Source organism: Streptomyces sp. AMJ-169 (assembly GCF_055597585.1).
In genome coordinates this window covers 131,241-144,704 of the sequence record NZ_JBVLTJ010000012.1, presented here as the reverse complement: position 1 = coordinate 144,704, position 13,464 = coordinate 131,241, and the positions used below count along the sequence as shown (strand labels likewise).

3 protein-coding genes are annotated in these 13,464 nt (G+C 71.4%); 2 read left to right on the top strand and 1 reads right to left on the bottom strand.

The features are described 5' to 3' along the window. The first annotated feature begins 71 nt into the window (after window positions 1–71). Window positions 72–836, top strand: a complete 765-nt coding sequence (locus tag ACYUD3_RS27780) for an HNH endonuclease family protein (protein ID WP_470975329.1) — start codon at window positions 72–74, stop codon at window positions 834–836. Here ACYUD3_RS27780 and ACYUD3_RS27775 read toward each other — a convergent pair. Continuing rightward, window positions 823–2,259: an MFS transporter gene (locus ACYUD3_RS27775; RefSeq protein ID WP_470975326.1), complete on the bottom strand. Its 1,437-nt coding sequence runs from the start codon at window positions 2,257–2,259 to the stop codon at window positions 823–825. The genes ACYUD3_RS27780 and ACYUD3_RS27775 overlap by 14 nt on opposite strands. A gap of 236 nt (window positions 2,260–2,495) precedes the next feature. Between ACYUD3_RS27775 and ACYUD3_RS27770 the strand changes: the two genes are divergently transcribed. Further along, the gene (locus ACYUD3_RS27770) at window positions 2,496–13,451 is read left to right on the top strand and encodes a LamG-like jellyroll fold domain-containing protein (RefSeq protein ID WP_470975323.1); all 10,956 of its coding nucleotides are present in this window, start codon (window positions 2,496–2,498) and stop codon (window positions 13,449–13,451) included. Window positions 13,452–13,464: the final 13 nt, after the last annotated feature.

The window sequence follows — 13,464 nt, the reverse complement described above, 5'->3', positions numbered from 1 at the left end:
TGACCGGGGGAAACGTTTCCGGTACGGGGTGATCTAGGAACTACCGGGCAGGGTCAAGGGGAGGGACGCGCGTGAAGCGTGTTCGGGGCGGGGCGGCTGTGGCCGTCGCGCTGGTGTGGGTACTGACGGGCTGTAGCGGCGGCGACGACGCGAAGAGCGGTGGTGGGGCGAGCGCCAGTCCCAGTGCCAGCGGTGGCGGTGGTGCGGGCAGCGGTGCGGGTGGCGCTCAGGCGGGGGCCGCGCTCGCCGCCGCCGAGGCGCTGCCGGTCAAGGGGCGGGCGCCCAAGACCGGTTACTCCCGCGAGGCGTTCGGTTCCGCCTGGGCGGACACCGACTCCAACGGCTGCAACACCCGTGACGACATCCTCAAACGGGACCTCGCGGACGTGAAGTTCAGCGACGGGACCTGCAAAGTGACGTACGGGATACTGGAGTCGGACCCGTACTCCGCCAAGGAAGTGACGTATCAGCGGGGCAAGAGCCTCGTCGACATCGACCACGTCGTCGCCCTCTCCGACGCCTGGCAGAAGGGCGCGAAGTACTGGGACGCCAGCAAGCGGATCGCCCTCGCGAACGATCCCCTCAACCTCCTCGCCGTCGACTCCAGCACCAACCGCTCCAAGGGCGACGGCGACGCGTCGGCCTGGCTGCCGCCGAACGCCAAGTACCGCTGCGCGTATGTCGCCGGGCAGGTCGCGGTGAAGGCGAAGTACGAGCTGTGGGTGAGCGATGCGGAGAAGGCGGCGATGGTGACGGTGCTGAAGGGGTGCCCTGAGCAGAAGCTGCCGAGCGGGGGGAATCCGACCAAGGCGCCGGAGAGGTTCAAGGCGAAGTAGGGGGTGGGGGCGGGGAGTTGGGCCGGTGCGGCGTCTTCGTGGCTGGTCGCGCGGTTCCCCGCGCCCCTTGACAGGCGGCTGCGCCGGGCTGCGGGTTCGGCTCCGTCTCCGTAGCCGACGTCCGCGCCGCCGCCACCATCACGACCAGCCCTGCCCCCACCACCCCCGCCCCCACGTACAGCGGCGCGGTGTACCCCAGCCCCGCGCTGATCGCCGCGCCGCCGAGCCACGCGCCGAGCGCGTTGCCGACGTTGGAGGCGGAGACGTTCGCGCTGGCGGCGAGGGGGGCGCCGTGGGCGGCGTCGGTGACGCGGGTGATCATCCCGGGGACGCTCGCGAAGCCGAACAGGCCCATGAGGAAGAGGAGTACGACGGAGGCGGGCCGGCTGGCGGCGAGGGCGCCGTACAGGGCGAGGACGACGGCGAGCCCCGTGAGGGCGGCGAGGAGGGTCCCGTCCCGGTTGCGGTCGGCGCCGCGTCCGCCGAGGACGTTCCCGAGGACGAGGCCGCAGCCGTAGACGACGAGCAGCCAGGCGATGTCTCCGTCGCCGAACCCGCTGACCTCGGTGAACGTGTACGCGATGTAGCTGAACGCGCCGAACATGCCGCCGTAGCTGAGGGCGGTGGCGGTGAGGGTGAGCCAGACTTGGGGGGAGCGGAAGGTGTGCAGTTGGGCGCGGAGGCCGATGGGGGTTTCGGCGGCGGGCGTCCGGCTGCGGAGGCCGGCTGCGGGCGTTCGGCTGTGGAGCCCGGTTGCTTGCGGCCGGTCGGCGTGCCCGGCGGGCCGCCGCTCATGTCCCCCCGCCTCATGTCCCCCCGCCTCATGTCCCCCCGCCTCATGTCCCCCCGCCTCATGTCCCGCCGCCTCATGTCCCCCCGCCCAACCCGGCACCCCCACCCCGATCGCCCCCATCGCCACCACCCCGATCCCGGTGATCGCCCAGAACGTCGCCCGCCACCCCCACCGCTCCCCGACGAGCGCCCCGAAGGGTACGCCCAGGACGTTGGCGACCGTCAGGCCGGCGAACATGACGGCGACGGCCCGTGAGGCGCGCTCGGGTGGGACCATCCGGCGGGCGACGAGGGAGCCGATGCCGAAGAAGGAGCCGTGGCAGAGGGCGGCGACGATCCGGCCGAGCAGGGCGATTCGGTAGTCGGGGGCGAGGGCGCAGAGGAGGTTGCCGAGGACGAAGAGTCCGACGAGGGCGACGAGGACCGTCTTGCGGTGCAGCCGATGCGTGAGCGCGGTGAGCGCGACCGCCCCGACGGCGACACTCAGCGCATACCCGGAGATGAGCCACCCGGCGGCGGCCTCGGAAACCCCCAGATCCGCCCCGACCTGCGGCAGCAGCCCGGCGATCACGAATTCGGTGAGCCCGATACCGAAACTTCCGAGGGCCAGCGCGATCAGCCCGACCGGCATTCCTGATCACCTCCCCCGGCAGTACAACCCGAAGTAGGCATTCTGTAAAGGGCTTCACAAGGGGCAAACGCCACTCTTGGTGACCTTACGGTCAGGTTCGGCAACACACGCTCAAGACCGGACCAAGATCCCCTTTCCCCCCTGTTCACAGCTCCACCACAACAGGCACGATCCTCATCGTTTCTGTGCCTGTCTTGTCTGTTTCTTGATTGCTTCTTGCTCGGGGGAGTCCTGCTGTGCGTACTCGTCGTGTCCGGCGCCGGGTGGCGCTTCTTGTCCTCACGGCGCTCGCCCTGATGCTGACGACCCAGCAGGCCGCGGCCGAGGGCCGGCAACTGGGCGCCGTACGGCTGCCGCACCTCAGCCTCGCGTCGGTCGCCGCCTGGTTCCAGGACCCGCACTGGGGCAGGGTGCCGAAGCAGAGCTCGGGCACCGCCGCGGGCAGGGCCCACCACGTCCCGGCCACCGCGACGGCCGCCGGCCGGGGCGCCGGGCACAAGGCGGGCAAGGGCCGCGGCGAACTCGCCGCCTACCGGCCGCACAAGACCGCCGTACGCCAGGGCCGCAGCCGCGGCGGCCACTTCGACGCGAGGACCAGTCGCCGGGACGCCGGCGCGTCCACCCGGACCGAGACCGTCTACGACAACGCCGACGGCAGCCGCACCCGGGACCTGTCCACCGGGCCGGTCAACTACCAGGCGGCCAAGGACAGCTGGGCGCCCATCGACGTGGACGTCCAGGCCGGGGCGGACGGCCGCTGGCACGAGAAGGCCAACTCCGTGGCCGTCGACTTCGCCCCCGGCGCGACCGACCCGGCGCTGGCCCGGCTCGCCCCCGACTCCGCGCACTCCGTCGCCTACGGGCTGAAGGGCGCGGCCGACGTCCAGGGCACGGCGGTCGGCTCGACGGTGTCGTACAAGAACGTGCTGGGCGGGACCGATCTCGAACTCGCGCCGACCGCGACCGGGGTGAAGGAGTCGCTGGTCCTCGATTCGGCGGCGGCCGGCAACAGCTGGACGTTCCCGCTGACGCTGCGCGGGCTCACCCCGCAGCAGGAGAGCGACGGCTGGACCGACCTGAAGGACACCTCGGGCAGGACCGTCGAGCGGATCCCGCCGTCGTACGCCTATGACGCGAAGGTCGACCCCCGCTCCGGTGACCCGGCGACCACGCACGCGGTGACCACCGAGCTGATCCGGCAGGGCGACGGGTGGGCGCTGCGCGTCACCCTCGACGCGGACTGGCTGCGCGATCCGGCGCGGGTCTTCCCGGTCACCGTCGACCCCACGGTCGACGACGGCTGGACCACCACCTACGCCGAGTCCGGGTACGACCCGCAGGACCGCTCCTACGAGCAGACCATCAAGGCCGGCTCCTACGACTCCGGCACGCACAGCGCGATCGGCTTCGCCAATCACTGGGACACCGCCTGGGACGCCAGCGGCGCCACCGTCACCGAGGCCCACCTCGACCTCTTCGACACCTGGGCGGCGACCTGCACGCCCGAGGAGTTCGACGTCGCGCTGGTGACGAGCGCCTGGACCCCCGAGAGCGTCACCACCTACCCGGGCCCCTCGCACGGCGCCGCCATCGGCAGCCTCACCCCGGACGTCCCCACCGCCTGCGCGAACAAGGACGCCGACCGCACGGTGGGCGACTGGCTGAAGGTCCCGCTGTCGACGTCCGCGATCCAGGGCTGGTTCAGCGGCACCACCGCCGACCATGGCCTGGCGATCTACGCGCCGACCACCGACGCCCTGCACTGGAAGCAGTTCGGCTCCTTCAACGACCCCGCCGACGGCCCGCACATCCGCGTCACCTACACCGGCAACACCGCGCCGCAGCTGTACGAGCAGTTCCCGGCGGACAACGCGACCGCGTACACGACCACCCCCGAGCTGACGGCCTGGGCGGGCGGCGCCAACTCCACCGCCGGGACAGGCAACCAGTACCTGTTCCGCGTGTACGACGCGAGCGGCGCGAAGGTCGCCGACTCGGGCCTGCTCGCGGCGAGCGCGTCCGGCGACTGGACGGTCCCGGCCGGCAAGCTCGCCTGGGGACAGACGTACACCTGGACCGCGCAGGCCTACGACTCCGCCACGGCCCTCTACTCCACCGCCGTGCCGTACGCGCTGGCGGTGCAGGTGCCGCAGACCGTGATCACCTCCGGTCTCTCGCAGAACAGCAGCGACCACGGCTTCGACGCGACCAGCCGCAACTACACGACGTCCGACACGGACGCCTCGATCTCGACCGTCGGCCCGTCCCTGGACGTCCAGCGGGACTACAACTCCCGTGACCCGCGCTGGACGGGCGCGTTCGGCGCGGGCTGGTCCTCGCTCGCCGACGCCCGCGCGAGCGAGCAGTACACCGCCGCCGGCGCCGTCGCGAGCCTCCAGGTCACCTATCCCGACGGCTCCCAGGTCGGCTACGGCCGCAACGGCGACGGCTCCTTCACCTCGGGCAGCGGACGGTTCGCGACCGTCAAGTCCGTGTCGGCGGGCGGCTACACGCTGACCGACAAGGACGACACGACGTACTCCTTCACCACGTCGCTCGGCTCGGGGGCGTACGGGCTGGCCCAGGTCACCGACTCCAACGGCCGTTCCCTGAACCTCAGCTGGAGCAGCGGGCACGTCGTGAAGCTGGCGTCCGCCGTCTCCGGCCGCTCGCTCACCCTCACCTGGTCCACCCCGTCCGGCGCGCTCGCCCCGCACGTGGCGACCGTCGTCACCGACCCCGTGGCCAAGGGCACCGCGTCCACCGCGCTGACCTGGACCTACGGCTACAGCGGCGACCAGCTGACCACGGTCTGCCCGCCCGTGTCCGCCACCAAGTGCACCACGTACGGCTACACCTCGGGCTCGCCCTACCAGAGCGCCGCCCTCGACCTGGACCCGCACGCCTTCTGGCCGCTGTCGGAGACCGCCGGGACGAGCGCCAAGGACGCGGTCCTCGCGAACGAGGGCACCACCGACGCGACGTACGAGAACGTCACCGTCGCGGGATCGGCGGGACCGCTGACCGGCTCGGCGGCCAAGGCGGCCGTCTTCAACGGCACCTCCTCCGACGTCTCGCTGCCGAAGAACCTCGGCAACGACACCGACTCCGGGGCGCTGTCCCTCTGGTTCAAGACCTCCGCCGGGCCCGGCGTCCTCTACTCCTACGCCTCCCAGCCGATCGGCTCGAAGACGGCGGCCGGCTTCTACACGCCGTCCGTGTACGTCGGCACCGACGGCAAGCTGAACGCCGAGTTCTGGTACAGCGGCGGCGAGAACCCCATCCAGACGTCCGCCGCGGTGACCGACGGCAAGTGGCACCACCTCGTCCTGTCGGCGGCCGGCACCTCCCAGACGCTGTACCTCGACAACGCGAAGGTCGGCTCCCGCTCCGGGACCGTCTCCATCAAGAGCGCGGACGCGTTCGGCAAGAACCAGGTCTTCAACTACCTGGGCACCGGCTTCCTCGGCGGCGCCTGGCCCGACGAACCGAACCACTCCACGACCTCGGCCACCGGCACCGCCACCTACTTCGACGGCTCCCTCGCCGACGCCGCCTGGTACAGCCGCCCGCTCACCGCCGCCGACGTCAACTCCCTCTACACGTACGGCACCCACGCCACGAGCCTGCTCAGCTCGGTCAAGCGGCCCTCCGGCAAGACGTTCGCCGCGCTGACCTACGACACCGACGCCGCCGCCCTGACCCGGCTGACCGACGAGAACGGCGGCGCCTGGACGCTCGGCGCGCCCGCGGTGACCGGCTCCAGCGACACCTACCGGGGCGCGGTCCTCGGCGGGGCGCCCGGCCAGTACTACCGCTTCGGCGAGCCGGCCGGCGCGGCGAAGGCGCTGGACGAGGTGCGCGGCGGCGACGGCACTTACAGCGCGGTCACGCTGGGCGCGGCAGGACCGTTCGGCGACCACACCACCGGGTCCTTCAACGGCACCGGCTCCTCCGTGACCCTCCCGGCCGCCGGCGTGCCCGGCTCGGGCGCCGAGTCGGTCAGCCTGTGGTTCAGCACGGCCACCGCGAACGGGGTGCTGCTCGGCGCGGCCAAGGACCAGCTCGGCGCGGGCACCACGGCCGGCGGGTACACGCCGGTGCTGTACGTCGGCAGCAGCGGCAAGCTGCACGCCGAGTACTGGTTCAGCGGCGGCACCGGGAAACCGCTGGTGACGGCCGCCGCGGTGACCGACGGCAAGTGGCACCACGTCGTCCTGTCCTCCTCGGCGACGGCCCAATCCCTGTACCTGGACGGCGAGTTGGTCGGCACCCAGACCGGCACGGCCGCGATGTCCGCGCAGTCGAACGTGTACGTCGGCGCGGGCTTCATCGGCGGCGGCTGGCCCGACGAGACGCACGCCAGCACCTCCAGCAACACCGGTTACGCCACCTACTTCAAGGGCTCGATCGCCGAACCCGCCTTCTACCGCACCGAGCTGACGGCCGCCGACGCGGACGCGCAGTACGCGGCGGCGAGGAACTCCACCGGCCTGCTGCCGGTGAAGACGGTCAAGGTGACCACCCCGGCGGCGGCGACCCTCACCTACACCTACGACGTCCTGCACGGCGACCGCCAGCTCAGCGAGACCGACGCCCTCGGCAACACCACCCGCTTCGGCTACGACACCAGCGGCTTCGAGCACACGGTGACCGACCCGAACGGGGCGACCACGGTCACCGGGCACGACGTGCGCGGCAACATCGTCTCCTCGACGACCTGCCAGGACCAGACGGCCGCGAAGTGCTCCACCGAGTACTACGCGTACTACCCCGACGACACCACGGCCCAGCTGACGACCGCCGACCCGCGCAACGACCAGCTGCTCACCGAACGCGACGGCCGCTCGGCGTCCGCGGCCGACGGCACCTACCTGACGTCGTACACCTACGACGCGGCGGGCGACCAGACCGCCGTGACGGGACCGCCCGTCGCCGGTTCCCTCGACGGGCGGACCACCTCCACGGTGTACAGCGACGGCACCAGCGCCTACCCCTCGGCGGACGGCGGGGCCGTCCCGGCCGGGCTGCCGGTGCGGTCGACGACCCCCGGCGGCGCCGTCAACCAGGTCTCCTACTTCACGGACGGCGACGTCGCCGCCACCACCGACGCCCTCGGCCTGGTCACCTCGTACACCTACGACGGCCTCGGCCGGGTCACCGGGCAGAAGGTGGTCTCCGACACCTACCCCGACGGGCTGGCCACGGCGTACACGTACGACGCCGCCGACCAGGTCGTCCAGGAGGCCGACCCGCAGATCACCGACCGGGTCACCGGCGCCACCCACCGCGCGGTCACCTCGACCGTCTTCGACGAGGACGGCGACGTCACCGCGCAGACCGTGGCCGACGCCTCCGGCGGCGACAAGTCCCGCACCCAGAACTGGACTTATGACGCCTACGACCACGTGGCGACCGAGGCGGACGCCAACGCCGGGGCGGGCGCGGCCAACGGGAACACCACGTCGTACACCTATGACACGTCCGGCGAGAAGACCAAGGAGGTCACCTCCGCCGGGAACGAGACCGACTACACCTACGACGCCGAGGGCCACCTCCTGACGCAGGTCCTGATGTCCACCGGCGACCCCGTCAGCCCGCACACCGCGACCGCGCTCACCGAGTCCTCCCGCGCCTACGACCCCTCGGGCCGCCTCGCCTCCGTCACCGACGCGATGGGCACCACCACCTCGTACACCTACCTCGACGACGGCCTGCTCGCCACGGCGACGAAGAAGAGCGCCGACGGCGGCCAGGCTTATGTCCTGGAGTCCGACGCGTACGACGCGGCCGGCAACCTCGTGCGGCAGACCACCGACAACGGCGAGCAGGTCACCGCGCACACCGTCGACGCCGCCTCCCGCACCACGTCCACCACCCTCGACCCGACCGGCGTGGACCGCGTGACCAGCGTGTCGTACACCCCCGACGACCAGGTCGCCACCCAGAGCGAGCACGACGCGGCGGGCAACGACCGCACCATCAGCAGCAGTTACGACGCGATGGGCAACCTGCTCGGCGAGACCCTCTACGGCGACGCCTCCGGGCATCCGGCCGGCTGGTGGAAGCTCGACCAGGCCTCCGGCACGTCCGTCACCGACTCCTCCGGCGGCGGCAACACCGCCCAGGCCACCGGCGTGACGTGGGCGGACGGCGCGGCCTCCTTCGCGGGTGCGGCCGGTCAGAAGGTCGCCACCAACGGCCCGGTCCTGGACACGACTTCGTCCTACACCGTCTCCGCCTGGGTGAACATGGCCTCGCTGCCCACCCACAACGCGGCCGTCGTCGCCCAGACCGGCACCACCAACAGCGCGTTCATGCTCCAGTACAACTACGCGCACACCGGCGCCCCGCTGTGGAGCATGGAACAGACCAGCACCGACGCCTCCGGTACGTCCTTCCCCTCGGCGTATTCAACGGCCGTGCCGAAGACGGCCACTTGGACCCACCTCGTCGGCGTGTACGACTCCGCCACCGGCACCAGCAGGATCTACGTCGACGGGACCCTCTCCGGCTCCGGCACGGACACCGCCCCCTGGGCCGCCACCGGCCCCCTCACCGCCGGCTCGGACAAGTACGCGGGCAACATCGCCGACCTGCTGCCCGGTTCGGTCGCCGACGTCCAGGTCTACCAGCGGGCCCTGACCGCATCCGACGTCAACTCCCTGTACGGCAAGGGCCGTTCGGGCGGCACACTCGGCTCCTCCGCCGAGCAGCGGACGACGTACACCTACGACCGCCGGGGCCTGCCGACGTCCATGACGGACGCCGAACAGCACACCACCTCCTACGCCTACGACGAGGCCGGCAACCTCGCCACGACCACCGCCCCCGCGGTCCAGGCCGAATCCGACGGCACCACCGCCGCCACCGTCCGCCCGGTCACCTCCTCCGGCTTCAACACCTTCGGCGAGGCGGTCGAGGAGAGCGACCCCGACGGCCGGATCACCACGACCGCCTACGACGCGAACGGCGACAAGGTCTCCGAAACCCTCCCCGCGTACACCCCGGCGGGCGCGACGAGCCCCAACTCGGGCACCACCGTGTGGACGTACGACAGCGAGGGCAACCAGACCTCGGCCACCACCCCCGGCGGCCGTACCACCTCCTACCTCTACGACCAGAGCGGCGACCTCGCCCAGCTCACCGCACCGGACGGCACCAAGACCCACGCCACCTACGACGCCGACGGCGACCAGCTCACCGCGTCCGACGCCACCGGCGCCCAGACCCAGGCGACCTACGACTTCCTGGGCCGCGCGCTCACCCGCACCACCCTGGAGCGCTACCCCGCCACCCGCACCCTGACGGCCACCACCTCCTACGCGGTGACGGCGGGCAACCCCTACGGGGCGCACGCCTCCTCCGACACGACCCCGGGCGGGGTGACGACGTCGTACGCCTACAACCGCGCGGGCGACGTGACCGCCGTGACGGACGGCGCCGGCGACACCACGTCGTACGGCTACGACTTCGCGGGCAACCAGGTCAGGACCACGCTGGCGGACGGCACTTCGAGCCAGACCGACTACAACGCCTCGGACGACCCGGTCGCGGTACGCCAGTACGACGCCAACGGGACGCTGCTGTCGCAGAGTTCACAGACCTACGACGGCGTCGGCAACGTCGTCGCGACGACCGACGCGCGCGGCCACACCAGCCACTTCACCTACGACGCGGCCGGCACGGTCACCCAGGAGACCCAGCCGGTCGACGCGACCACCTCGATCACCACGACGTTCGGCTACGACGCGGCCGGGAACCGCACCCGCTTCACCGACGGCCGCGGCAACTCCTGGCGCTACGCCTACACCCCGTGGGGCCAGCAGGAGAAGGTGACCGAGCCGACGACGGCCGCGTACACCACGGCCGCCGACACCACGACGACCTACGCCTACGACGCCGACGGCCGCCCCACCGACGTCACCCTGCCCGGCGGGGTGCACACGAAGATGGCGTACGACGGACTCGGCCGGCTCACCTCGATGTCCGGCACCGACGCCGAGGCGGCCACCGCGACCCGCAGCTTCGGCTACGACGCCGACGGCCGCATCCTGACCGCCGACACCGCAGAGGCGGGCGCCACCGGCGCGGCCGACCACCAGGCGGCCACCCACGACGCGTTCACCTACGACGACCGCGGCGACCTCCTCACCGCCTCCGGCTCGGCCGGCACCTCGTCCTTCACCTACGACGCCGACGGCGCGGCCCTGACCCGCACCGACGCGGCCGGCACCACGAGCTACGGCTACGACACCGCGGGCCGCCTGGCCACCCTGGACGACCCGGCGACCGGCACCCGACTGTCGTACCACTACGGCAAGCTGAACGAACTGACGTCCGTGAACTACGGCGCGACCGGCCAGACCCGCACCTTCGGCTACGACAGCTCCCACCGCCTCACCAGCGACGTCCTCGTCCAGGGCGCCTCCACGGTGGCGAGCGTGGCGTACGGCTACGACCCGGCGGGCAACCTGACGTCGAAGACCGAGGGCGGGGCCGTCAACTCCTACGGCTACGACTGGGCGAACCGCCTGACGTCCTGGAACAACGGGACGACGACCACCCAGTACGCCTACGACGCGAGCGGCAACCGCGTCCGCAACGGCGCCGACGTCTACACCTACGACGCGCGCGACGAACTGACCTCCGACGGCACCCGCGGCTACACGTACGCGGCGCGCGGCACGATGACCCAGGAGTCGTCCACCGCGGGCGGCACCGTCTCCTTGAAGGCGGACGCGTTCGGCGGCCAGATCGTCGCCGGCACCCAGTCGTACACCCTCGACGCGGCCGGCCGGAACATCACCGACGCGGACACCGCGACGGGCACCAGCCGCACCTTCACCTACTCGGGGGCGTCGAACACGATCGCCTCCGACGGCGACGCGACGTACACCTACGACCCGGCGGGCGGGGTGGTGGGCGTCAAGGCGACGGGCGTCGCCGGTGTGCTGGCCATGACGGACCAGCACGACGACGTGATCGGCACGTTCGCCCCGGGCGCCACGACCCTGGCGGGCACGGCGTCCTACGACCCCCTCGGCAAGGTCCTGGGCCTGTCCTCGACCGCCGGCCACCTCGGCTTCCAGTCCGGCTGGACCGAGCCGGGCTCGGGCAGCGTCGGCACCGCCTCCCGCTGGTACGACCCCGCGACGGGCGTCTTCCTCAACAAGGACAGCGCGTCGCTGAACCCGGTCCCGAACTCCGTCTCGGCGAACCCGTTCGCCTACGTCGACGACAACCCCCTCGCGGGCACCGACACGTCGGGCAACTGCTCCTGGTACGACGTGGTGTGCGGGGTGAAGAAGGCCGCGCACACGGTGACGCGGGCGGTGACGCACGTCGCCACGCACGTCTATCACCGCGCCGTGCAGGCCGTGCACCACGTGGTGCGGGCCGTGAAGCACGTCGCGCACAAGATCGTCCACCAGGTGAAGGACGCCTACCGGGCCACCGTCCGCTACACGCGGCGGGTCTACCACTACGCGTCACGGCACGTCAGACGCGCCTATCACCAGGTCGTGCACGCGGTGCACTCCGCCTATCACGCGGTGTCGAGGGCGGTGCACCGCGCGGTCCATGTGGTGAAGAAGGCGGCGCACAAGGTGCTCAAGGTGGCGGAGAAGGCCGCCCACGGCCTGGCCCACGCCGCCCGCACCGCGTACCGCGCGACGGTCTCGGCGGCCAAGGCGACCGAGAAGTTCGTCAAGCACCACGCCGCCGCGATCACCTCCTTCGTGGTCTCCGCCGCCGTCTTCGCCGGCTGCGAGGCGCTGACGGCGGGCGTCGGCTCCATCGGCTGCGCGGCCGCGGCGGGCGCGGTCGGCTCGCTGGTGGAGCAGGGCTTCGCCTGCGCGCAGAAGGGTGGCGACGACTGTGACGCCGGGGCGTTCGCGGGGGCGGCGGTGACCGGTGCGGTCGCCGGGGCGATCGGCGGGAAGCTCGGCGAACTGGGCGGCAAGCTGCTGGCGAAGGTGGCGCCGAAGGCGATGAAGGTGGTCGGGGGGCTGTTCGGGAAGGGGACGTCAGATGCTGCCTCGGCTTCTTCTTCGGCCACGGACGAGGCGGCTTCGGCGGCGGAGTCGGAGGGGGCGGGGACCCGGTCGCAGTCTCGGTCGGACGAGCCGGCGGAGTCGGCCGAGACCGACTGCCCGGTCCCCGGCCGGCCGCACAGCTTCACGGGCTCGACGCCGGTCCTGATGGCGGACGGCGCGACGAAGCGGATCGATCAGGTGCGGGTGGGGGATGAGATCGCCGACTCGGTTCCGGGGGTGGCGGGGACGCAGGCGCATGCGGTGACCGCGGTGATCGTGACGCGGACGGACCGGGATTTTGTGGATGTGACGGTGAGGAAGGGGTCGGGGGCGGGGTCGGTTGACGAGAGGCCCCGGACTCTGGCGAGGAAGGTGTTGCACAAGGCGGCACTCGGTCTGGCGGCGTCGGTGGCGTTGCTGGGGACGGTGTCGGGGACGCATGACCCGGCTCCGGTGGCATCGGTCACGACGGCGGCCACTCCGGACTCAGGCCGCCTGACGACGACGTTCCACCACCCGTTCTACGACGAGACCCGCTCGGCATTCGTAGAGGCAAAGGACCTCCACCCCGGAGACACCCTCCAGACCCCGACGGGGACGGCCGAGGTCGTGGCCGTCCGCCTCTACCACGCGGGCACGACGACGTATGACCTGACGGTCGGGGCGCTGCACACGTACTACGTGGTGGCGGGGGACGTTTCCGTCCTCGTTCACAATGTCAACGGCGTATGCCCCCTCAACGACGCGTCGTCCGAGGCTTCGCAGGTCGCGATGCATGCGCGTATGACGAATAAGGTGAAGCCGGGGCAGAATGTGGCAGTTTACCGAATCGGCAGCGGGGAGGATTCCAGATTCCTGGCGGCTGCCAACGACCCTGGTGGGCTGCACTCGGAGGAAATCCTCAACCAGCACATCGACAGTCAAGGTATTTCCCTCGACGATGTGACGGAGATATATTCCGAACGAGTTCCCTGTGGTACTGATCCGCATAACTGTGCCAGTAGCCTGGGCAGATACCAGAACGCTGATATCTCTTGGAGCCTGAACCCTGACGGAGTGAGAAATGGCGCCAAAAACGCGGGCGCGATAGCAAGAGTCATGGGGGGCTATCGAGGGGCGCCGCCTGGGCTCCCGAAGTTCGAGTGGGTAGGGTAGCTGTTCATGATGG